A 22,714-nucleotide genomic window follows, 5' to 3' on the forward strand; every position below is an offset into this window, starting at 1 on the left:
TTCCTCTTCATAAAGTATCAAATATCAATAAAATATATACAATATATATTGACACTAAAATATATATTGTATATATTTTAAGTGAGGAAAATTTACTCGAAAGGTTCTGAACTCACAATGAAGAATATGACCATCAATATGAACGAAACTATTTATGTAAGGGTTTGCAACCGACTTCGTAATGATATTTTGAATGGGGTTTTTGATTCGGGAATGAGATTGGTGATTGCCGATTTGGTAAAAAGGTATGGAGTAAGCCAGATGCCAATTCGTGAAGCGCTGCAGCAGCTGCAGGGGGAGGGGGTGGTGGTGATGTTGCCGCAAAAAGGCGCTCATGTATGCAAGATCGATGAGACCTTAATATCCAACATGTACGATATCAGAGCCTGTATTGAAGTTATGCTTGTAATGAAAGCGCTACAATTTATGTCGAATGAACGTATTCAGCAATTGGAGCAGATTGAAGCGGAATTTGAGTCCGCTGTTATTCGAAACGACTTTTCCGCCTTATTGATGCACAACGAAAATTTTCATCGTGTCATCAACAGCTGCGCAGGCAATCCCGAGGCTACACGAATTATTGATCATCGTTGGGGATTGATTGATAACCTGCGCCGCAAGTTTGGTTTTAGCAAATCGCGACTGGAGGAAGCAGTCCAGGATCATCAAAATTTGATACGCGCTATAAAAGAAAGGGATGAGCAAAGCTTGGTAAAACTAACCAGAAAGCATGTGCTGGAAGCCAAAAGTGATTTAATTATCCGGATGCAGGAAGCTGCTTCCGAAGCTCGGTCGGAGGGGTGACGATGAGAGCGCAGAACATGTGGAGGCAAATCAGAAAAGACAAAATTTTATACGTAATGGTTATTCCCGGTATTTTATATTTTTTTGTATTTGATTACATCCCAATGTATGGCGTGTTAATGGCCTTCAAGGATTATTCGATTTTTGAAGGCTTTATGGATAGCGATTGGGTAGGTCTGGCCAACTTTCAGCAATTGTTCAACACGTACGGGTTTACCCGTGCATTGCGCAATACCATAATTATTTCCATCTACCAGTTAGTATTTGCTTTCCCTATTCCCATTCTGTTGGCTATTTTGTTGAATGAGCTGCGAAGTGTGCTGTATCAACGATTTGTACAGACAGCGATTTATTTGCCGCATTTTGTATCATGGGTCATTATTGGCGGGATCATGTTTGCCATCTTGTCACCTTCGACCGGAGTTATTTATGAAATCGCTTCCTTCTTTGGTTACGAAGGAAAGGTGACCAACTTTTTGAACAGCAAGGAATATTTCCGGGGCTTACTGGTCGTCTCGAATATTTGGAAGGAAGCGGGATTTGGTACAGTGCTGTATATGGCTACAATTGCTACAATCAATCCTCAGCAATATGAGGCGGCAAAAGTGGACGGAGCAGGGAAGCTGCGGCAGATGTGGCATGTTACGCTGCCGGGCTTGCGGACAACAATTGTGATCCTGCTTATATTCAGGGTAGGTCAGCTGCTGAATGCCGGGTTGGAGCAGGTGTTTGCACTGTATAGCCCGCTCGTATATGAAGTTTCCGAAATTTTGGATACCTATGTATACAAGCTCGCTTTTAATGAGGCTAAGTTTGCGCTGGCAACTGCAACGGGTGTATTTAAAGCACTTGTCTGTCTGGTGTTAGTGTTGATTACCAATTATATTGCCAAAAAGATTGATTCTGAAAGTGGGTTGTTTTAAGTGGGAGTAAAAAAAATATCATTGGGTCAAATCATCCTGGTTATGTTTATGCTTCTTATGGCTCTGCTGACACTGTACCCGTTTTGGCATGTTCTGATGTATTCGCTTAGTGACCCAAGACGAGTGCTTGGGGGAGGGATTTTGCTGATCCCCCGTGGTTTTTCCTTAACCTCTTATCAATTATTGCTTGACAGCAAAGGGGTTTTTGACGCTTATAAGAACAGTCTAATTCGTCTTGTGGCAGGAACATCAATCAATATTTTTATGACGACACTATTTGCCTATCCATTGTCAGTGAAAAGATTTATAGGTCGAAACAGTATTACCTTGCTCGTATTCTTCACCATGCTGTTTCAGGGAGGCATGATACCTTCCTACCTGTTGGTGAAATCGCTTGGAATGCTGGATACATTATGGGCTTTAATTATACCCGGAGCGATTAGCGCGTGGAATTTTTTCATTATGAAAAACTATTTCCAGACTATTTCCCCGGAAATTGAAGAGTCGGCAAGTATTGACGGGGCTTCGCCGCTCCGGACATTATTTACGATAATTTTGCCATTATCCAAGCCCGTAATTGCCGCAATTGCTTTGTTTTATGCCGTGTATCACTGGAATGCCTATTTTGATGCCGTATTATATATACAATCGCAGGATACGCAGGTTCTGCAAGTGTTTTTGAGAAGCATGATGAACACCAGCTCGCTGCAGCAGCTTGGTGGCGCGGACAGCTTTATGACCAGTATTCATGCTGTAACCGAGGAGTCTGTAAAAATGGCAACGGTAGTTATTTCCGTATTGCCTATGCTGATCGTATATCCATTCATTCAGAAATATTATGTCAAAGGCATTATGATCGGATCGGTGAAGGGGTGATGCGGGGGAAAAGAAACAGGACATAAAATCGAAATAAAAAAACAAGCCTGGGAGGTCAAAAACATGAAAATGCTAAAGACAATGAGTATGCTGCTAGTGCTGGTATTTGTAATTTCGGCGTGCGGCACAGTAAATGACCCGGCGGTCAACCATGAAACTTCAGAAAATAAAGGCGAGGAAAGCGTCAAACCCGTCACGATTCGGGTATTACACCATCGAACAACTAATTTCCCTGAAGAAAATCCGGTACGCAGCGAAATTATAAAGCGTACAGGGATTAACTTTGAAGCGATAACAGTGGATGCGGCAGAATTGCAAAACCAGCTCAATGTAATGATTGCGTCCAATTCTCTTCCCGACATCATTGCCTTTAATTCATACCAGCTGGAAGAGCTGATCGACAACGACGTTATTATTCCATTGGATCAATTGCTGGAGCAGTATGGTCAAGAGATTCTCGACAATAAAGGTGAATATTTAGGGAATCGGGCAACGCAAGACGGACAAATTTATGCCTTGCCTATGGGACACGGCTATCCCTCCATGCTGGCGCTGAGAAAGGACTGGCTGGATCGTGCAGGGTTGCAAGTGCCAACAACGATTGATGAATATTATGAGGTTCTGAAAGCCTTTACAAAAGGGGATCCCGACAAATCAGGTAAGGACAATACGTTTGGTTTGGGAGCAACTCTGGAAAACATGAATACATTCCAGCATATTTTCAGCGCGTTTGGAGTTACGTACGACAGACCGCAGATGATTGATGGTCAGTTAAAGCCATATATCCTTCAACCCGGCTATCTGGATGCAGTCAAGTTTATAAATAAACTGTATGCAGAGGGGGTGCTGGACCCTGATTTTGCAACGATTCCGCAAATGCAGGCTTTTGAACGTCTGTGGAACGGGAATGTCGGAGCTTTTGATTTTTCACCTGTCGGGACGTCTAACAATTGGTTGTCCCGCTATACCGAGCCGCAGCCGGAATGGGTATTTCCGATTATTGCCGGACCTGAGGGACAAGGAGGACCACTTAGGGTTATAAGGGATAACGGAATGTTCTATGCCATTACAAAGTCATCCAAAAATCCTGAAGAAGCAATGAAATTGCTTAACTTTTTAAATAGCGAGGAGGGTGACCGGTTAACTTATCTTGGCATTGAAGGTGTCCATTACAATATGGTCAATGATTCCGTAGAGTATATTGCTCCCTATGACGATGCTACTCAACATAGAAATGAAGGCGCCTTTGCTTATTATGCAATCAGTTATCGGATTGGCGGCATGGAGGATAAAATGTTGAATCAGGTAACACAAGCAGCCATTAAGCTGGGCAATGAAAAGGCAGTGGCAGATGATATGATTTACGGTCAGCCAGCTGTCGAGAAAGAACTGGGGTCTGTCCTGCGCAATTTGGAGCTGGAAATTTTCGCAACATTAGCTGTTTCCAAAGGTGATTTGGATAAGGAATATGAAGCATTTGTTAAAAAATATATGGATGCTGGCGGACAACGCTGGGTTGAGGAAGCAACGGAAATTTACCATCAGGAGCATGCCAAATAAAAAAAGCTTCTTCTGACACTTGCTAGAAATCGCAAATCTCTCAATCCTTGAGCGATCAAGGATTGAGAAGTTCAAAAACTGAGGTGTCTTATGAAAATTACAAAAATAAAAACCTACACGGTTTTTGCCTATCGAACGAACTGGATATTTGTTCAGGTTCACACGGATGAGGGAATTGTTGGGGTAGGCGAAGCAACATTGGAATATAACGAAATGGCATTATTGGGAGCAATCCAGGATTTAGAACGTTATTTGATTGGGCAAAACCCGCTGAATATTGAACATCTTTATTATACCTTGTACCGGGATAGTTATTTCCGCGGAGGCGCGGTACTTATGTCTGCAATAAGCGCTATTGAAACCTGCCTTTGGGACATTAACGGCAAGGCATTGGGCGTTCCTGTCTATCGTCTGCTCGGAGGGAAGTGCCGGGATAAAATAAAAATTTACGCAAATGGCTGGTTTGCCAATGCGAAAACGCCCGACCAATTTGCAGAAAAGGCTAAAGAAGCATATTCCCGCGGCATCAGAGCGCTGAAGTGGGACCCGTTTGGCAAAGCCCATTTGTCAATCAGTACAGCGGAAATGGACCATGCTTTAAATTGCATCGGCGCTGTTCGTGATGCAGTAGGCAGCGAGGTGGATCTGTTGATTGAAGGCCATGGCAGATTTAATATTCCTGCTGCCATGCAAATTGCTAGAGAAATAGAGCCGTTTAAACCGCTATTTTTTGAAGAGCCGCTTCCTCCTGATTATATCGAGGGGCTGGCTCAAATTAAGGAACGGTCCAATGTAGCTATTGCAGCAGGGGAACGCTTATACACCAAATATGCTTTCCGGGATTTGCTGGAGAAGCGGGCAGTTGATTTTATTCAGCCTGATGTTAGCCATGCAGGGGGAATTATGGAACTTAAAAAAATTGCGGCTATGGCAGAGGCATACCATATTCCCTTTGCGCCGCATAATCCTAGCGGACCCGTTGCAAATGCAGCCACGCTGCAGCTTGCTGCTTGCGTTCCTAATTTTTTTATACTGGAAATTATGTATAACGATATCCCGTGGAGAAAGGACTTGACGGACGAGGATCTTGTGTTCGAGGATGGCTGTATTCGTATTCCTGACAAACCAGGTATCGGAATTTCATTGAATGAGGAGGAGGCGCTCAAGTATCCGTTTCAACCGATAAAGCTGCGGCATTACAGCGGAAACCTGACTAATATCAGACCACCGGAAGCCGTGCCCTATTTTTAGTGAAGGAGGAGTGAACACGATGGACTTTAAAGATCAAGTCGTGCTGGTAACAGGCTCGACACAGCATACGGGATTAGCATTGGCAACGGCATTTCTGACTGCGGGTGCAACGGTAATCGTTAATGGGGAAGAGGAAGGAATGGTTGATCAGGTTATTCGAGAGCTAAAGAAGGAATACGGGGAGAGGGTTGCGGGGGTTAAAGCAGACTTGGCACAGCCTCAAGAGGTTGAACAATTATTCAAGCTTATCAATGATAAGTGGGGAAAATTAAATGTCCTTGTGAATAATGCTTGTATGCAGGCTGTAGGCTTTCATTTTCTTGAGTCTTCCTATTCCGAATGGAAGCAAGTCATTGATGTTAATCTGAATGGACTGTTTGCGGTGTCACAGCAAGCCGCTCGGATGATGAAAGCGCAAGGCGGTGGAGCAATCGTTAATATAGGTTCAAATGCTGCCGCGCATGCGCTGAGAAGCCGAAGCCCTTATGTAGCGAGCAAGGGTGGAGTGGACGCATTAACCAGAGCAATGGCACTGGATCTGGCGGAGTTTGGAATAAGAGCCAACAGCGTTGTGCCGGGTTATGTTCGCACCTCGCGCTGGGATGACATTTCAGCGTCTGAGGCTGAACGGCGCCGCTCCAACATTCCTTTAGGGATAGAGGTCATGTATGAGGATGTTATACATGCTGTTCTATTCTTGGCCAGTCATCTAGCGAAAAATATAACCGGTACCTCACTGGTGGTGGATGGTGGTATGGCAGCTCAGCTTGTACCGTCACATTGTGAAGCTGCAATGCCCAAATTAAAGGAGCTGGCAGAATGAGCGATATGCAGGTTGCCCTTGTTGAGCATAACGGGAAATTGATGATTTCCGCCGATGATCGTTTGTATCCCCCGCTTGCTTTCCGCTCTTTTCGGCCAGATGAACAAAATGTCACTGCCTTTTATGAGGCCGGCGTAAGGGTAATGTCGCTTTTAGTCAGTGGGTTGAATTGCTCATTAGGTGTTCCTTACTCTTCGTTTGGTGAAACATGGATTGGGGAAAACAACTATGATTTTGAGGCGCTGGATAGACAATTGGAGCTTTTTCAAACCTGTGCGCCGGAAGCAAAGCTTTTTTTAATGGTACATCTGGATACGCGTGAGTGGTGGCTGGCTGAGCATGAAGGCACGCCGAATTCATTTTCCCATTTAAGCCAGGTTGCCGGATATGATAAATGGCGCGAGGATACAGCTTTATATTTGGAAAATCTGATTGCTTATGCGGAGAAAAAATACCCGGACCTGGTGCTGGGTTACTTTCTAATGGGCGGGCGCACAACGGAATGGTTCAGCCATAGCGATTATGGTGAGTCGCATCCCCTAAAAGAAAAGGCCTATCGAAAGTATACAGGAAATGATACACGGTCTATCCCGAATGCAGAAAGCCGGAATGAAACAGAGCTTGGCATTTTTCGGCATCCGGTCAAGCAGCATGAAGCTCTGGATTACTGGAGATTTCATCATCATCTAGTAGCAGACACTGTTTTGTATTTTGCTGAAAGAGCCAAGCAAGCTATGGAAAACCGGAAGCTTGTAGGCGTGTTTTTCGGTTATTTGTTTGAATTGGCTTTTGACCGGCTGCTTCATGAAGGACATCTGGCTTACGAAAAGCTGTTTAACTCGCAGCATATTGATATTTACTGTGCCCCATCTTCCTATGCGCATCGTGGCTTCTCGGGCGTAGGCGCCTATATGAATACCATTGATTCATTGCTTAGACGCAAAAAAATGTTTTTTCTTGAGTTTGATCATATTACACATCAGTCGCCAAAACAGATTGAAGGAAAGAATATTCCTGGTTATGACAGCAAATTTCTTAGTGAAACACAGACTTTGTCCGTGATGAGAAGAGATTTCTGTATGGCTATGGCAAAAAGGACCGGTTTATGGTGGTTCGACATGTTCGGCGGATGGTTCGATTCTCCGAATATGAAGAAGCAGATTGCGAGTATGCAAGACATTGCCAACAAGCTGCTGCCAATCCCAATGGCATCCGCAGCGGAAATTGCTGTATTCGCGGATGCTGAATCCATGTATTACGCCGATGCTGGGGCAGATATCAATACCGATTTGCTGCTGCGGCAAATGGATGGATTGGGCCGTATAGGCGCTCCGTATGATTTGTTTAGCCTTTCCGAGCTTCATGACCCGGAATTTAACCGTGATAAATACAAGTTCGTTATTTTTTTGAATGCCTTTTATTTAAGTCCGCAGTCCAGGAAGCAGATTCAAGTGCTGGCAGAGAAGGGAACAGCTATTTTATGGATGTACTGTCCCGGTTTGATTACAGAAGGCGGTTTTTCTGCAGATGAAGTTACCAAAATAACAGGCTTTGAAGTTGAGTTGTCGGATTCAGCGGAACAGGTTATTGCAGTTGAACATTCCCACTATTCATTAAAGTATGGCTTCTCGCGTTCCATCTCGCCTATTTTGCACGTATCTGATCCGGAGGCTTCCATCTGGGGGACTTATGAAAAAAGCAAGATGCCTGCTTTGGCAAGCAAGCTCATTCACGGCGCACCTCATTTTTTCTCAGGCATGGCTCCTATCCCGGGCGAATTGCTGCAAAGGATGGCCGTAATGGCAGGCGTTCATCTCTATTGTGAAACAAATGATCCTCTGTATGTAAACGATAGATTAATTGGCATACAGGCTCAGAAAGGGGGGATGTACCGCTTCCATTTTCCTAAATCGGAAATGACAGGAGCAGTGGAACTTTTTGATGGAGCGGAGATCACTGCGATGAACGGAACAACGTTTGAGGTCGAGATTAAAGCCGGTGAAACCAAGCTTTTTCTGTTGAAGGATTAAACGACTCCAAGGGAGGTTTGATTGATGAGACGATTGGCGGCTATTTCTATGGGATTATTACTGTTAGTGGGCTCAATTCCCTTTATTTCTCCAACAAACATTGTCAGCGCTGAAGATTCATTGTCTAGGCCTGCGACCATCAGAGGCTTTAATACATTTGGACGCAGCGTCACTATGGAAAATGCAGCACAATTGCGGGAAGAGTATGGCGTTAATGCGGTGAGGCTGCAAATTCATCCTCGTCAATGGCGAGAAGGGAAAGCCTTGACCAATTCCGAGGCGTGGGATGCCGTGCTTGACCAAACGGAAGCGGGGCTGGAGGAGGCCGCAAGGCAGGGAATGGTGGCGATTATTGACATGCATTCTCTTCCCATGGACATTTCCGATAAATCTTCGGCTTTTTGGGGTGATGAAGACAATCTGGATGTGTGGATGGAGTCATGGGAGGAAGTTGTCCAGCGTTTGGAGCCATATCGAGATTATATCTGGGGTTATGATATTTTAAATGAGCCGCATAATATCGACGAGCTTCCTGTAAGCTCTCCCAATTGGCAAGCCTGGACACAACAGGTTGTGGATGCCATCCGACAGTTGGATTCCACCACTCCGGTCATTATCGAGCCTGATCCCGGCGCTCTGCCGAGAGTCTTCAAAGAAAATGTATGGATTGATGCCGGACCAGGGTATCCCGTGAAGTATCAAGGCGATTTTCCGCTAATAGATGATGAGCATGTTATTTATAGTGTCCATTTTTATGAGCCTCATGTGTATACGCATCAAGGAATTGGCTATCATAACGGCCAGCCTGAGACAGAGGTTTGGCCGGATCAGCTTGTTTATCCGGGAATAATTAATGGGGTATATTGGGATAAAGAGAAACTAAGAGAGGTAATGCAGCCTATTGTTGATATTCAAAATAAATATAACGTACCCATCTATGTTGGTGAATTTAGCGCTGTAAGATGGGCTCCAGGCTCTGCACAATACATTCGCGATGCCATCGAATTATTCGAAGAGTTTGGCTGGAGCTGGACGTTTCATGCGTATGGCGATTGGAATGGGTGGAGTGTCGATTATAATGACCAAATGACAAGCGATGCCAATAAAGAAGCAGCACGTGCCATCGAACCGACAGATCGTGAATTGATTCTAAAAGCATTTTTCTCAAAAAATGCAAATCAATTTGTTGCTCCGCTAGATTCGCCGCGTTCTCCTGTAAATTTAATTAAAAACGGAGATTTTACGCTTGACGGCAACGAAGATGGATTAGGAAACAATTGGATCGCGGGTGCTAATGCTGAGACATCCATAGTAGAGCTTAATGACAATCCCGTGCAAAAAATAACAACGGGATCTGACAAGATAGGCATCAGTCAAGAATGGATGAATGCTACAGATCAAAATGTATACCGATTAAAGGCAAACATTCGTGTGGATCAAGGAACTGCCCGCTTCTGGCTTTATACGGTCAACAGCTCCTATAGCCCAACAACCCCGAATCACAGAGTTGTCGCCGATCTTGGACCAACAAATGGAGAGTTTGAACAAGTGGATCTGGATTTTATTGCCCCTGAGCAAACCGCGAAGCTTAGCGTTCGCTTCTGGAGCACCACTGCGAACTCTTCCTTTTATGTGGATGATGTGGAACTTATCGATTTGGGAAAAGCCAATCCGGAAAATCCTCCACAAACGGTTGCGACGATTACGGGTGAGCAAATAAGTCAGGGAACCTATTATGCACCGGTTAATGTACAGTTTGCGGCAGAGGCATTTGGCGGAGCATCGATGGATCACATTGCTTTCCGCATTGCAGGAGAAAATAGCGGCTGGGCAACGGTGCCGGGGGATGAACTTTTATTGGAAGAGCCGGGACAATATGTTGTTGGCTTCTATAGTGTAGATTCGGCAGGAATACGAGAACCGGCTCAATCCATACTGCTGAACGTTATTCAGTCTGAGGATGAGGAGACATGCGAAGGGGAGAACTGATAAGGCACAGTGGATTTTAAATGAAAAAGAATACTACAACAAGATTTACGGATTGCGGATGAGCCAACCTCTCTGAAGCATATTCCGGCATTGAATATTAATCCGGAAGACTACCAGATCAGCCCCAATGTAAATGTAGAAAATAAGTCAAAGTAAGAGAAGTTAAACCGGTCAAAGGCCTTGTGAAGTCAAGGTTTTTGACCGGTTTTTTCGTTTTTCAAGCGCAGCAAAACTTCTCGAAGAGACAACAAAACGCAGCCGTTTATTACTTAGATCGTCAACTTCGATCTAAATAGGTTTTTTTGATTTTCTGAAAAATTGTGCATGAAAAGAAAAGAAAGGGACAAGTTAAAATTGAGCTTTATTAAGAAAGGATGGACTAGCGTGTGGTCTGTTATAATATCGCACCTCCCTAATTGGAAAGTTTGTGCGCAGGCGATCCTAAGCCTGGTAATTGCGATTGGTTTTTATTATCTGAATAAATATATGCGGTCATTAGTTGAGAAGAAAAATGCATCTGCGCAGAAAGCAAGGAAGGGCCAGCATCTTGCCGCCCATACGAATTTATCTGACCATTATAAAGATAATTTGCAGGCAATCAAACAAGCTATTAGCAGCAACAGTGATGTCCATTTTCGAGAATTTCAAATAGCAGAGCTTCATGCTCGGGCTACGCTCATTTTTGTAGATGGGATGCAGAATGAGGAGCTGATCAGTAAGTATGTAATGAAAATTTTAATGGCTGATGTTAAGCAGGCTGCCTCAGACAGAAGTCATTTATTTGATCCATTGGAGTTGGCTTCTTATCTTCAAGATGAAGTACTTCCTGTTTGCGAGGTCTATGAAGCTGCAGAGCTTCATGGATTAAATCAATCCATTTTGATGGGTTTTACGGCCTTGCTTGTTGAAGGTATGCCTCACGCCCTGCTTATTGGCTCGTTAGGCATGACGACCAGGGCAATCAATGAACCAAGCTCTGAAGCTTTGCTTCGAGGTCCTCGTATCGGATTTACCGAGGTACTAAGTGAGAATACATCGATGCTGCGAAGACAAGGTTACAGTGAAGAGCTGGAAATAAATATGTATGAGGTAGGAACTCGAATTAAAAGGAAACTGGTTATTGCTTATATGAAGGATATTGTTAATCCAGACCTGCTTCAGGAAGTAAGAGATCGAATTGGAAAAATCAATATGGATTTCATCGCTGAATCTGGTTATGTTGAACAGCTCATTGAGGATGATTACCTAAGCCCGTTTCAGCAATCTCAAAATACAGAGCGTCCGGATCGGGTCATTAGTGGATTATTAGAAGGAAGGATAGCCATTCTATTGGACGGGACTCCTTTTGCTCTAATTGTGCCAGTAACGTTTAGCATGCTGCTGCAATCGCCTGAGGATTATTATGATCGCTGGCTGCCAGGAACTCTTTTGCGTATGCTGCGATTTTTCGCTGCGTTCTTGGCACTTATGGCACCAGCTTTATATATTTCGTTTATTTCCTTTCATCCGGGCTTAATACCGACAGAGCTTGCAGTTACGATAATTGAAACCAGGCAGGGTGTCCCTTTTCCTTCATTAATAGAAGTGATGATCCTAGAAATATCAATTGAAATATTACGTGAGGCGGGTATTCGGTTGCCCAAACCTATTGGACCGGCAATGGGCATTGTTGGCGGTTTAATCATTGGCGAGGCCGCTGTGCAGGCAGGAATTGTCAGTCCCTTTTTGGTAATCGTAGTAGCCGTGACAGCTATATCTTCTTTCTCGATACCCGTATATAGCGCGGGCATTACCTTGCGTATTTTACGTTTCGGAGGCATGTTATGTGCAGCTGTGCTGGGGATGTTTGGAACCATTTTGTTTATTTTGATCATTTGCGGTCATTTAAGCAAGCTGAAAAGCTTTGGAGTTCCTTATGTGACACCGATCTCACCGTTTCGCCTTAATGACTGGAAGGATTTATTTCTGCGAGCCCCACTACCCTTTATGAATAAACGACCAGACATGATGAAGACGCAAGACAAGAAGCGAAGATAGTGATGGCTTAGAGAGGAGGGGCAAACGTGTTTATTCGCAACGATGATAAAATCACCACAACACAAACCTCGATCTTTATAACAGATACAGTACTGGGGGCCGGTATCTTGACCTTGCCCCGAGGTGTAATCGAAGCTGCAAAAACACCGGATGTCTGGCTATCTGTGCTATTAGGTGGTTTTATCGTCATTATGGTAACGATGGTTATGGTGAAATTAAGCCAGCAATTTCCTAATCATACGGTGTATCAATACTCTAAACGAATTGTCGGCACTATACCTGGCGGAATTTTAGGTGTTTGCTTGATTGGTTATTACATCATTATTGCCGGTTTCGAGGTAAGGATATTTGCAGAGATCACCATGTACTATTTGCTGGAAGGAACCCCCATTTGGGCAATTATCATTCCCTTTATTTGGGTAGGCACCTACATTTGTTTTGGAGGGATTAATGCCATCGCACGGGTTTTTCAAATTATTTTTCCAATCAGTATTTTCATACTGGTGCTTTCGTATTTCCTGAGTATTCGATTATTTGATATCGACAATTTACGTCCTGTTTTGGGTGAAGGTGTCCTCCCCGTATTTAAGGGGTTGAAATCTACGGTACTTATATTTACAGGATGTGAAGTGATCATGACTCTCGTTGCACATATGCAGCATCCAGAGCGGGCAGTCAGAGCGACATTTGCAGGTATCGGCATTCCTTTTGTGCTCTATCTGATGACTGTAATCGTCGTTGTAGGAGGAATGTCTGTAGATTCGGTGATGAATAGCACCTGGCCTACCATCGACCTTCTTCGCAGCTTTGAAATTACAGGATTAATTTTTGAGCGTTTTGAGTTTCCATTTCTAGTCATTTGGATGATGCAGTTGTTTTGCAATTTCACCAGTTTTTACTTCAATGCTTCGTTAGGCATTTCACAGGTTTTTCGTTTAAAGATTCACCCGGTGATCTTTGGATTAATCCCCGTTATTTTTATCACTACGATGCTTCCGGAGCGAATAAATGATGTTTTTAAGCTAGGTGATACGATAGGCAAGATGGGGATCTTTTTATTTTTTCTCGTGCCTGTCCTGCTTACTGTCATATTGCTCTTTAGAAAGAAGGTTTTGAATCATCATGTATAGATGTAAAAACTTGCTTACTTTACTTCTTTTATCGTCACTTGTTGTCACTCAAGGCTGCTGGAGCAGTAAAGAAATTGAGGATTTAAGTGTTTATGCAGGTCTGGCTCTAGATGTAGGTGAACGGCCTGAAGTTGAACGCAATCTGGAAAGAGAAGGCGCAACGTACTATAAAAAAAATCTATTGACAGCTACGATACAAATTGTTCCGATAAAATCGTTCGAAAGGCAAGAAAAGTCAAGCGAGAAGCAGCTGCTGAAGTATTCAAATTTGCGCCTGACAGGGGATTCTGTATTTGAAATTATGCGTCAATACTCAACAAGAAGAGAGCGTCCAGTCATTGGGCATCATCTTAAAGTCATTGTAGTATCTACAAAATTGGCACAACAGAATCAGATGGATCAATTAATGGACTTCGTGCTGCGTGATAACGATATACGTCCAAGCTGCCGGGTATTTTTGAGCAAGGGGAAGGCTTATGATACCTTTATCAGTAATCAGCCGGAAGAGGTCCCTGCTTTTCGGATAAACTCGATGACACAAAATAGATACAGAACCAATAAGGTAATGAAAGATGTTAATCTAACTCAGCTGGATGGATTGCTTCACTCACAACAAAGCTTTTTATTGCAAAATATCGTCTCTACAAAGGGGGAAATAGAATTTTCAGGTGCTGGAATTATTAAGGGGGAAACAAGCAAGTGGATTGGCGATTTGAATCAAGAAAATGTGGAAAGCCTATCCTGGATTCAAGGGACAGGTCAAGGAGGCGTAATTAAAAGCTATGATTGGAGAAATAAAAACATTACCTATGAGATTAAATCTATGCACAGTAAAACGACTGCCAAATTACAAGGTGACGCGATTTCGTTTCACGTTGCGATTGAATCAAACGGGAGATTAATTGAAAATTGGGATACGAAAGAAAACCCATCCGAGCTAGCTTATTTAGAGGGAGCAGAGAAGGTTTTTGAAGAAAGATTAACAACAATGCTTGATCATCTTATGCGGAAAATGCAGTCGAAATACAAAGTGGATGTAGCTGGTTTTGGGAAAGTGCTCTCTATTAAATATCCGAAGAAATGGAAAAGTGTTAAAGATAATTGGGATGAAGTGTTTAGTCAGGTCCCCGTAACCTTTGAGGTCAAATTGACGATTACTGATTTTGGTTCTTCGACAGAATAAACGCGTTCAAAGGGAATGTGGTCGCTGAGCGTATTTACGAACTTGACCATTCCTAAATCAAAAATGAATTAGGGGCAGCCCCAACGTACAAGCAAGCTTGGAATGGTTAGAATATGATGCTGCTGTCTTAGTGCCTATAGCAGTTGCTAATTTGTGCATATGAACAGGATGTATGGACATAATATTTTTAGCTAACTCCTGAATCCGTGAAGCCCATTTTTGAAAAATGAGATTACGGGAGATCTAACGAGGGAGTACAAGAAAATTATGAGAAATCAGCACTTCTAATTTTTCACCCATTGGGTGAAAAGTCAAAAAGTTAGGAAACTGCATTTTCTCTCACATATACTTCGTTTTTCTCTTAAATCCGCATTCGTTTTTCACTGTCACGGATTCAGGTAACTGCTAACTGCGAAAAAGAATATTGTCAGGCGCAACAATCTATCTAGAAAAGAGGGGAGGCGCTAAGTTAATGTCGAATAAAAAAAGTTACTATGCATTTGAGGATCCGTTTGGGACCACGATTGAATTTCAAGCCACTAGTTTACAACAGGCCATGGTGATCAAAAAGAACAAGGCTCAGGAATTGGGAATTCCTAAAGAGGCTTTTGAGCTCATAAGCATAAGTAAAAAACCAAGCCAGAGCGCATAGCCTGGCTTTCTATGAAGATACGCTCATTTTTTGTTGGTTATTTATTTTCGTTAGAGGGAGATTACAGAAAAAGGAAGAAAGGTTCTGTTTCCCAAAAGTATTTTGGAGCAGTACCTTTTTTATCTGTAAAATGAAAAGCATCGCTGCGAAAGGACTAAAGCCCCTTATTCAGAAAACGATGTTGAAAAATTGCGCCTTCGATTGATCTGGATGCTTTTCATCTTAAATTTAATTTTTTGAAACCTGACTTTTTATGAAGGAATGTGGCTTGAATGATTCATGATTTAGAAACGAATCGTCGGATTGGAGAATGGATGTAATGGATAAGAAAAAATGGGATTTGGCAGCATTAGCTACAATACCACTGATGATGACGCTGGCTAATTCAATGCTGTTGCCTGTGTTACCTCTTATGCAGAAAACGCTAGGTATCTCTGCTATACAGACAAGCCTTATCATTACGGTATATGCAGGTATTTCCATTCTCTGTATCCCTATTGCAGGTTATCTTTCCGATCGGTACGGCAGAAAAAAAATCATTTTGTTAGGACTAACTATTACGGCTATTGGAGGTGCAATTTCCGGTTTTGGAGCATGGTTGCTAAGCAGTCATATCTATCTGACAATATTGGCTGGACGATTGATTCAAGGTATCGGAGCGGCTGGAGCATTTCCGATTGTGCTTCCTCTCGTCGGGGACATGTACAAAAGAGAAGATCAGGTTAGCAGCTCACTTGGAATCGTTGAGACATCGAATACATTTGGTAAAGTACTTAGTCCTGTACTCGGTTCAGCACTTTCTGTAGTTGTCTGGTTCCTCCCACTTGCCGTTATTCCGATACTTTCGTTTATCTCGATTGTTGCAGTCGCTATTTTTGTTAAAGCACCAAAACAGAAGAAGAATAATCGCGACCTTCAGTCTTTTCTTGGTACGCTTAAAAATATTTTTTTCAAAAACGGCCTCTGGCTTTATGCAATCTTTTTCATAGGTTGTATGGTTATGTTTATTATGTTTGGATTTTTGTACTTTTTGTCTAATACGCTAGAGGATCAATATCACATCAAAAATATTTATAAAGGACTTGTACTTGCTATACCTTTATTTGCAGTATGTGTTTCAACTTTTATTACCGGCAAATTAATTGGTAAGAACAAGCATTTCATGAAGTGGATTACAATCATAGGATTATTGGTATTGGCTGTAGGGATGTTCGTATGCGGGCTTAAAAATAATGATTCACTTATATTATTTCTTTTTTTACTATTTATTGGAGGAATAGGCATTGGATTGACGCTTCCTAGTCTAGATGCATTGATAACAGAAGGTATTGAGAAGGAAGAAAGGGGAACCATTACTGCCCTCTACAGTAGCGCCAGATTTATTGGAGTAGCGGGAGGACCTTTAATTGTGTCAACATTAATGAAACATGATCATTGGCTTTTCTATATGTTTGCCGCTGTTGGATTGGGTTGCTGTCTGTTGACGTTAGCTGCAATAAAGCCGAACGCTAGTCAATAAAAAAACCGCTTAGACATTTAATGTATCCACCAAATGTATACATACGGGGGTCTCAAAAAGCATAAGTATTGGTTTTAGAGTACTTTCTTTTTGAGGGGAGAATAACGTGATGGATGTACAAATGTGGTTTGAGCATAAATTCTGGTTGCAAATACTAGGTGATCATTCAAGATTTATCTATCATGCCTTATCGACAACACAAACAAAAGAAGTTCAGCTTGCTCGGCAGTTTATTGAAGAATATGACAGGTTACTTTACACTGCGCGGAAAGAGGAAAATGCTGATTTATCGCAAGTCAATCGGCAAGCGCACGAACTGACGATTAATCTTCGTTTATATAAATTAGAATTGTTGGACAAATTGCTTTTAGGTCAAATAAATATTAGCCTTACACCAACCTTTCTTAATCATATGCTTAATGAATTAGAGGAATATTTAAGAATTCTACAGGCAGTTGTTGGAGGCAACCCAGTGCCGAGGTATCCATCGCTGCATCATGACTTGCTGTGGCTTCCTGATGCAGCAGGACACGCTGCTTCAATTGGTATGGATTTGGATATTGTTGAAAAGAGATTAATAAAAAAAGCATGCAATTTGAAAAGGATATTTTCGAACGATGCGAGAACACTATCCAGCACTAACTAAGTTCTATAAAGATGTGGACATGGAAATGAAAATATTCATGGCATTTTTACAGGAAGTTGAGGAGCAAGATATTAGTGCGGAGTTATTGAGTAGATTAAATCCACTTGTACCGGATCATATGTATAGGGAAGAATGTTACTATTTACTAAAACTATCCCAAAATGAATCAGTTCCGCCACCTGGCTGTGACCCTGCGAAGCCGAGAGTAGAATAATTTAAACATCAGAAACTTCGTAAGCTCAGGTTATGAGTAATAGCCTGAATTTCATTCGCATATAAAAAGGTTCGTTAAACCGCTTTGTGAGCAATTCAACGAACCTATTAATTGAAGGGTTGGTGCGGTCGAGAGGACTCGAACCTCCACGGCTGTTACACCACTAGAACCTGAATCTAGCGCGTCTGCCAATTCCGCCACGACCGCAAATGCAAAATTTACATTTTTAATTTAGCATGTTGTCATGGGGGAAGTCAAGTTTGCTTAAAAAGTTGAAATTTTCAGATTAATGCACTGCGTAATCACTGGCGTGTATCCCATTACTTTGGGCTCTCATATATGTTAAACCAAATACCATGACCGTCTACGCTGCTAATGGAGTAGGTTATTCCTTCTTCTTCAACCCAATTATCCATGTTGTAGTAATCAAAATTGGAGTCCTCATATAAAAGAGAAATTAATATGTCCTCAACATTCGTATTAATTTTCGAGAGCGGATTAGCGGCTGCTACAGCAATGTGGATAGTATTTAGAAAATAATCTAACGTTTCAGGTGTTGCATCGATAGGGATATGGATAGTTAATCTTCCGATACTACCGTCTACTGGATTAATTATTCCGTCCAGCTTATGAGTATCCGAGAAATAATAATTATAAAATAAACTTCCAGCGCTGCCCTCTTTAACGGTTATTTCACCTAATTGAATCGAAGGATACATCAGCAAAGCGGCCTCATTAAATGTCGCTTGCAAATCATCCAAGTCATCCCAAATTTTGAAGGTGCCTGTTTCTCCCTCCATTTCCGCTACTTGTTCGGGCCGTTCTTCTTCTGCCTCATTGTCCCAATACTCTTCTACAGACAATGGGGAGTAAGTTTCATCTTCGAAAGCTGAAGCTTCCTCTTCAAATGCTGGAGTTGCTTCTATACTTACTTCTGTATTCGCGGCCTGCTCGGTCGGAAAAGTCCTCATTGGCGCGAAGTAGCCTAGCAACGTTTTGTTTATTAAATAGCCAAGTAAAATGGAGCCAATCAATAATATGATGATCGTCCAAATAATATAAAATGATTTATGCAAATGATCACGCTGCCTTTATGTAGAATGAGGTAGAAAAAAGCTTTATTTTTAGTCATAGAGGGCAAGCAGCTGCTCCCAAATACGAAATTCCTCGCCACAGGCAGGGCAATTCATATGTCCAGCCAGATAGGGCAGCTGTGCCTTAAGCTGCTCATCCTCCAAACACTCAGCTCGACTATGCACATAACGAAGGCTGGATTCCTCTGAGCTGGCAGGATCAGCAGGTATAATGGGCGCAGGAGCATCCTTGCCGTTAAATACGGGATCCGCCTTGTACGCGACAAGCTTCTCCCCGCTTTCATCCGGCCAAATGAACGTTTCGTTATCGCAAGCAGGGCATGCAGCCACATATTCATCACCCTCGCTGTGGGTTTGCAGCATGCCCGCAGCCGCTCGTTCCCCGTGAAAAGCAGCATCGGCGATTGCGATATAACGTTTCTCGGAATCATCTTTATGGGGCTGGGCGTAGGCGGCGACCTGCTCGGACATTTCACCAAGCCTTTTAATCGCATCATAATAAGAAAGATAAATATCAGCCCGTACATTTGTATCAATATCAGGTACTAATTCCTCAAATACTGCTGGCATTTCCGATGTTAAATCACAAGTATTATTTGCTTCAAATAAACCGCAGGTGATGTAAATATCCAGCTTCACTTCTGGATCGTTAGAGAGACGGGCGATTTCCGCCAAATAAGGGACCGCAGCGTAGGTACACGGGTAAATCGTATTTTGATGATAAAGCTGTTCCCAGTAAAGCTCATCTTTGACCTCTGAGTCATAATTTTGCGTTAACTGCTGCAGCATTTCCGGTACGGAATCGGCGAAGCCATAAGGACCTTCCAGTTTCGACCAAATAGAGCTATTTAAATCGAGCATAACGAATCTCCTCCTCATAAATGAATAGCCAGCGTCCTTCCTAGCTATTTTACTATGGAATTGGTCATTTTGGCGATATGTGACAAAGGATGCAGAAAAACGGCGAATTAATTTCCAGCATTCAGCATATTTTGCCGCAAGTTCACAAACAATGAAAGGGAATGAGTGATGACGCATTGATAGCGAATGAGGAGTGTTGAAGAATGAACGCCAAGAGAAGCTATTTATGGAAAAAAAGGACGGTTAGGCTGCTTGGACTAATCCTCCTAGTTTTATCCATGAGCAATGGAACGGGAACCGCTTCTGTATTTGCAGCCCAGCAGCATTCGCTTTCTTCCGAGCAGCGGCAATGGATTTCGGAATCGCACCCGCCTGGGCAAGGGGCATCAAATGCAGCAGAATCTCAGGCGCAGGAGCAGCGCCATCTTGCCATCGTCATTGACGATTTCGGCAATGATATGGCTGGCACGGAGGAAATGCTGAAGCTGCCGATCAAGTTTACAGCGGCGGTTATGCCGTTTATGCCATCTACACGCAAAGATGCGGAGGAGGCACATCGGCTCGGGCATGATGTCATCGTGCATATGCCAATGGAGCCCAATAAGGGCTTGCGAAAATGGCTCGGTCCCGGCGCCATTACGGCAGACCTAAGCGATGCCGAAATCCGCAAGCGGATTAATGCAGCCATTGACAATGTGCCTCATGCGATTGGCATGAATAATCATATGGGGTCCAAGGTGACTGCGGATGAACGGATTATGCGGATCGTGCTTGACGTTTGCAAGCAGCGCGGGTTGTTTTTCCTCGACAGCCGGACGACCTATAAAACCGTTGTGCCGAAGGTATCCAAGGAGCTTGGCGTACCGCTGCTGTCCAACGATGTTTTTCTCGATGATGTGTATACATTGCAGCATATTGGCAAGCAAATGAACGAAGTGCAGAAGCATCTCGCTACGCATGTTACATGCGTCGTAATCGGTCATGTGGGGCCTCCGGGAAAAAAAACAGCGGCTGTTCTAAGGCAGTCGATAGCTGATATGAACGCCGCCGTTTCCTTCGTCAAGCTGTCGGATATGGTCCTGCAATCATTTGGTGATCAGCTTGTACTGCCGAATCCCTGAAGCGATCGCTGATGCTATCTGCAGCTGCCCGCGGGGGTCGGTTAGCATCGTTCGATCATCAACATTGCTGACGAAGCCCATCTCGACAATAACGGCTGGCTGATATACGCGTCTGAGCAAATAAAACGGCTTGCCCTCCCTTGGGAGAAAGCGTGTGCGCTGCTGGCGATTAAGCGTGTCCTGAATGCAGAAAGCAAGCAGGGCGCTTTCCCCGCTGCTCTGATGCAGCACCAGCGGTCCGCGCTCCGAGCGGTCGGGTGTCCAATTAACATGGAGGCTGACAAGCAGCTGCGTAGGTATCTCCTCGGTGAGCTGCCTTCTTTGGGACAGATCGCGCCGATGCCGGGAGCCGCTAATATGCCAGCGATTATCGTCGCTAAGCGCATAATCGTCCGTGCGGTTCAGCACGGCGGTAATGCCTTGGCTGTTTAGGAGCAAGTAAAGCTTTTTCGCTACAGCAAGATTAATGTCCTTTTCCATTACGCCTCCTGCCGTTGCCCCGCCATCAATGCCGCCATGTCCTGCATCAATGAGTACGACAGAAGAAGGCATCGTCCAGTGTCCAGCATGGGATTCGGAAAGCTGAGAGGGTGAGGCGGAATCGTCTTCTGGAGCGTTGCTATTTCCTGTTGCCGTTGCTGTGGAATGGGCAGGAAGGCAGAAAAGCAGCGTAATCATCAAACATCGAATGTAAGCAAGCACATGCCATCCTCCTTTTGAAAGGCTTTTGTCCTAGCTATAGCGTGGCTTAAAGGAGGAAATCTCATGCATGTTTATGATTGGAGATGGCAGGGCAAACTGATATCATCAACGACTCAAGCAAAAAGGGGAGCGGCAGAAATGGCTAGCGGGGATGATTTAATTAAATATGTAACCGTTCAGGTTGTACAATATATGGAGAAGCCGAAAGATGAACGCAAGCAAATGAAAGCGTCAGCGAAGGCGATAAGGGAGCCATGGCTGACGCGTTGGTTTGGCTGGGGGCCTGTCAGTCTTATAATGTGGTGGCGGGGAAAAAGCGAGCGTCAGCGATAAAAATCACCTAGCTCTGCAAGCAGCGAAAGTGGCACATAACGCTGGCTTTCGCCAAGCTCATCCGTTTCAAGGGCGACGTAGACAGCGCCGTTATCCCAGCTGTGATAGCCAGTTGCCGACCACACATAAAGCATTTCGCCATTAAACCTTGCCGCTGTATAGGTAAGGTGTTTCTTTTTGTCCAAAATGTGCAGCACCTTTATGAAGGCTTTAGATTCTGCCTTACTTACAGGCGCATCTGTCAGCCATTGCAGCTTCTCGTAAGGGCTGAATGAAGGATTGGAAACCGCTTTAGTAATACCCGCGGTGGAGGTCATAGGCGGCGTTTCGTCTTGAATAAGCTTAAGCTCTTGGCTTGCCTCGGCGTTCCAGAGAGACGCAGTCAGCGGCACCGCTTCACCGCTCATGGCATCGGTGTATGCGGTAGCCTTGCCGGAAATTTTCCAGACGGACAGCAGTGGATGAATATATAGCGGCGTACTCGTGGTGGTAGATGGAATAAGTTCAAGCCGCTGAAGCGATTGCTGCAGCGTCGTTAAGTTATATAGATAGTCGCCAAGCCCATATTCACCTAAAATAAACCCGCCGCTCTGCGTTGCATGGACAACGAGGTAGCCGACGGTTTTTTTGTGCTGGATAACGCTGGCCATCCAGCTGTGTGTGCCAGGGCCGAGTGCGGAAATATCGAGCGTTGCGCCTTGCCAGCTCTTGAAAGCAGGCTGCGCGGAGAGCTGCGCTGTCCATGCTTCAACATGGGCGAGGAGGGCAGTATCAACAGCATTTTCGGTTTCCGGCATGGCGGCAGCTTGCGGGAGCTGAAGGCTGCTTGTCCATAATAAAGCGCTTAATAATAATGCGCCGATCATTAGCTTGCGAATATGGCTCAGCAATAAATTCACCCTTTTCTTCATGAGGCAGATCGCTAAAGTAGCGAATGCTGCCTATTATTAACTCGCAGCTTCATTA

General features: G+C 43.8%; 19 protein-coding genes, 1 tRNA gene and 1 pseudogene. 16 read left to right on the forward strand and 5 right to left on the reverse strand.

What is annotated here, in order from left to right; translation table 11 throughout:
• Nucleotides 1-117: 117 nt before the first annotated feature.
• The 14 genes and pseudogenes from WH37_RS03715 (at nt 118) to WH37_RS03780 (ending at nt 17,637) form a co-directional block, all read left to right on the forward strand.
• Nucleotides 118-804, forward strand: coding sequence for a GntR family transcriptional regulator (locus WH37_RS03715; RefSeq protein ID WP_046229233.1), 687 nt, complete (start codon nt 118-120; stop codon nt 802-804).
• Nucleotides 805-806: 2 nt separating this feature from the next.
• Nucleotides 807-1,727: an ABC transporter permease gene (locus tag WH37_RS03720; protein ID WP_046229234.1), complete on the forward strand. Its 921-nt coding sequence runs from the start codon at nt 807-809 to the stop codon at nt 1,725-1,727.
• Nucleotides 1,728-1,748: 21 nt separating this feature from the next.
• The gene (locus WH37_RS03725; protein ID WP_143088635.1) at nt 1,749-2,603 is read left to right on the forward strand and encodes a carbohydrate ABC transporter permease; all 855 of its coding nucleotides are present in this window, start codon (nt 1,749-1,751) and stop codon (nt 2,601-2,603) included.
• Nucleotides 2,604-2,666: 63 nt separating this feature from the next.
• Nucleotides 2,667-4,163 (forward strand): extracellular solute-binding protein, encoded by a 1,497-nt coding sequence (locus tag WH37_RS03730; protein ID WP_046229235.1) that lies wholly within the window; start codon nt 2,667-2,669, stop codon nt 4,161-4,163.
• 90 nt (nt 4,164-4,253) lie between these two features.
• Entirely contained in the window at nt 4,254-5,414 is a 1,161-nt protein-coding gene (gene dgoD / locus WH37_RS03735) for a galactonate dehydratase (protein ID WP_046229236.1), read from the forward strand.
• A gap of 19 nt (nt 5,415-5,433) precedes the next feature.
• Nucleotides 5,434-6,237 carry an SDR family NAD(P)-dependent oxidoreductase gene (locus WH37_RS03740; RefSeq protein WP_046229237.1) on the forward strand — a complete coding sequence of 268 codons (804 nt, stop codon included), beginning with the start codon at nt 5,434-5,436 and terminating at the stop codon, nt 6,235-6,237.
• A complete protein-coding gene (locus tag WH37_RS03745; protein WP_046229238.1) occupies nt 6,234-8,267 on the forward strand; it encodes a hypothetical protein in 2,034 nt (677 codons plus the stop codon). Before WH37_RS03740 ends, WH37_RS03745 begins: the two co-directional genes overlap by 4 nt.
• Nucleotides 8,268-8,291: 24 nt before the next feature.
• A complete protein-coding gene (locus WH37_RS03750) occupies nt 8,292-10,256 on the forward strand; it encodes a glycoside hydrolase family 5 protein (protein ID WP_046229239.1) in 1,965 nt (654 codons plus the stop codon).
• Between the two features lie 324 nt (nt 10,257-10,580).
• Nucleotides 10,581-12,293 (forward strand): spore germination protein, encoded by a 1,713-nt coding sequence (locus WH37_RS03755; protein ID WP_414811808.1) that lies wholly within the window; start codon nt 10,581-10,583, stop codon nt 12,291-12,293.
• A gap of 26 nt (nt 12,294-12,319) precedes the next feature.
• Entirely contained in the window at nt 12,320-13,423 is a 1,104-nt protein-coding gene (locus WH37_RS03760) for a GerAB/ArcD/ProY family transporter (protein WP_046229241.1), read from the forward strand.
• The gene (locus WH37_RS03765) at nt 13,416-14,606 is read left to right on the forward strand and encodes a Ger(x)C family spore germination protein (protein WP_046229242.1); all 1,191 of its coding nucleotides are present in this window, start codon (nt 13,416-13,418) and stop codon (nt 14,604-14,606) included. Before WH37_RS03760 ends, WH37_RS03765 begins: the two co-directional genes overlap by 8 nt.
• A 472-nt stretch (nt 14,607-15,078) precedes the next feature.
• Nucleotides 15,079-15,258, forward strand: a complete 180-nt coding sequence (locus WH37_RS03770; protein ID WP_046229243.1) for a hypothetical protein — start codon at nt 15,079-15,081, stop codon at nt 15,256-15,258.
• A 319-nt stretch (nt 15,259-15,577) separates the two neighbouring features.
• A complete protein-coding gene (locus WH37_RS03775) occupies nt 15,578-16,777 on the forward strand; it encodes an MFS transporter (RefSeq protein ID WP_046229244.1) in 1,200 nt (399 codons plus the stop codon).
• A gap of 121 nt (nt 16,778-16,898) precedes the next feature.
• Nucleotides 16,899-17,637 (forward strand): annotated as a pseudogene (locus WH37_RS03780) (DUF2935 domain-containing protein).
• 120 nt (nt 17,638-17,757) lie between these two features.
• On the opposite strand, the gene WH37_RS03785 reads toward WH37_RS03780, so the two are convergent.
• From WH37_RS03785 to WH37_RS03795, 3 genes are all read right to left on the reverse strand, one after another.
• Nucleotides 17,758-17,844, reverse strand: a tRNA-Leu gene (locus WH37_RS03785).
• Nucleotides 17,845-17,957: 113 nt separating this feature from the next.
• A complete protein-coding gene (locus WH37_RS03790; protein ID WP_046229245.1) occupies nt 17,958-18,713 on the reverse strand; it encodes a hypothetical protein in 756 nt (251 codons plus the stop codon).
• A 48-nt stretch (nt 18,714-18,761) separates the two neighbouring features.
• On the reverse strand, nt 18,762-19,592 hold the full coding sequence (locus WH37_RS03795) for a hypothetical protein (protein ID WP_046229246.1): 831 nt from the start codon (nt 19,590-19,592) through the stop codon (nt 18,762-18,764).
• Nucleotides 19,593-19,795: 203 nt separating this feature from the next.
• Here WH37_RS03795 and WH37_RS03800 point away from each other — a divergent pair, with 203 nt between their 5' ends.
• Nucleotides 19,796-20,713, forward strand: a complete 918-nt coding sequence (locus WH37_RS03800) for a divergent polysaccharide deacetylase family protein (RefSeq protein WP_231594110.1) — start codon at nt 19,796-19,798, stop codon at nt 20,711-20,713.
• Here WH37_RS03800 and WH37_RS03805 read toward each other — a convergent pair.
• A complete protein-coding gene (locus tag WH37_RS03805; RefSeq protein ID WP_231594111.1) occupies nt 20,678-21,415 on the reverse strand; it encodes an N-acetylmuramoyl-L-alanine amidase family protein in 738 nt (245 codons plus the stop codon). The genes WH37_RS03800 and WH37_RS03805 overlap by 36 nt on opposite strands.
• 63 nt (nt 21,416-21,478) lie before the next feature.
• Between WH37_RS03805 and WH37_RS03810 the strand changes: the two genes are divergently transcribed.
• Nucleotides 21,479-21,748, forward strand: coding sequence for a YqzE family protein (locus WH37_RS03810; protein WP_231594112.1), 270 nt, complete (start codon nt 21,479-21,481; stop codon nt 21,746-21,748).
• On the opposite strand, the gene WH37_RS03815 is transcribed toward WH37_RS03810, so the two are convergent.
• Nucleotides 21,739-22,659: a hypothetical protein gene (locus WH37_RS03815; RefSeq protein WP_143088633.1), complete on the reverse strand. Its 921-nt coding sequence runs from the start codon at nt 22,657-22,659 to the stop codon at nt 21,739-21,741. The genes WH37_RS03810 and WH37_RS03815 overlap by 10 nt on opposite strands.
• Nucleotides 22,660-22,714: the final 55 nt, after the last annotated feature.

The sequence above is a fragment of the Paenibacillus algorifonticola genome (genome assembly GCF_000971975.1).
Taxonomy (GTDB): Bacteria; Bacillota; Bacilli; order Paenibacillales; family Paenibacillaceae; genus Pristimantibacillus; species Pristimantibacillus algorifonticola.

Excerpts from the sequence above, each read along its gene's own strand:
- dgoD (WP_046229236.1), top strand. The coding sequence starts at position 4,254 with ATGAAAATTACAAAAATAAAAACCTACACGGTTTTTGCCTATCGAACG.
- WH37_RS03730 (WP_046229235.1), top strand. The coding sequence starts at position 2,667 with ATGAAAATGCTAAAGACAATGAGTATGCTGCTAGTGCTGGTATTTGTA.
- WH37_RS03810 (WP_231594112.1), top strand. The coding sequence starts at position 21,479 with ATGCATGTTTATGATTGGAGATGGCAGGGCAAACTGATATCATCAACG.
- WH37_RS03750 (WP_046229239.1), top strand. The coding sequence starts at position 8,292 with ATGAGACGATTGGCGGCTATTTCTATGGGATTATTACTGTTAGTGGGC.
- WH37_RS03770 (WP_046229243.1), top strand. The coding sequence starts at position 15,079 with ATGTCGAATAAAAAAAGTTACTATGCATTTGAGGATCCGTTTGGGACC.
- WH37_RS03775 (WP_046229244.1), top strand. The coding sequence starts at position 15,578 with ATGGATAAGAAAAAATGGGATTTGGCAGCATTAGCTACAATACCACTG.
- WH37_RS03755 (WP_414811808.1), top strand. The coding sequence starts at position 10,581 with ATGAAAAGAAAAGAAAGGGACAAGTTAAAATTGAGCTTTATTAAGAAA.
- WH37_RS03795 (WP_046229246.1), bottom strand. The coding sequence starts at position 19,592 with ATGCTCGATTTAAATAGCTCTATTTGGTCGAAACTGGAAGGTCCTTAT.
- WH37_RS03815 (WP_143088633.1), bottom strand. The coding sequence starts at position 22,659 with ATGAAGAAAAGGGTGAATTTATTGCTGAGCCATATTCGCAAGCTAATG.
- WH37_RS03800 (WP_231594110.1), top strand. The coding sequence starts at position 19,796 with ATGAACGCCAAGAGAAGCTATTTATGGAAAAAAAGGACGGTTAGGCTG.
- WH37_RS03720 (WP_046229234.1), top strand. The coding sequence starts at position 807 with ATGAGAGCGCAGAACATGTGGAGGCAAATCAGAAAAGACAAAATTTTA.
- WH37_RS03745 (WP_046229238.1), top strand. The coding sequence starts at position 6,234 with ATGAGCGATATGCAGGTTGCCCTTGTTGAGCATAACGGGAAATTGATG.
- WH37_RS03715 (WP_046229233.1), top strand. The coding sequence starts at position 118 with ATGAAGAATATGACCATCAATATGAACGAAACTATTTATGTAAGGGTT.
- WH37_RS03740 (WP_046229237.1), top strand. The coding sequence starts at position 5,434 with ATGGACTTTAAAGATCAAGTCGTGCTGGTAACAGGCTCGACACAGCAT.
- WH37_RS03765 (WP_046229242.1), top strand. The coding sequence starts at position 13,416 with ATGTATAGATGTAAAAACTTGCTTACTTTACTTCTTTTATCGTCACTT.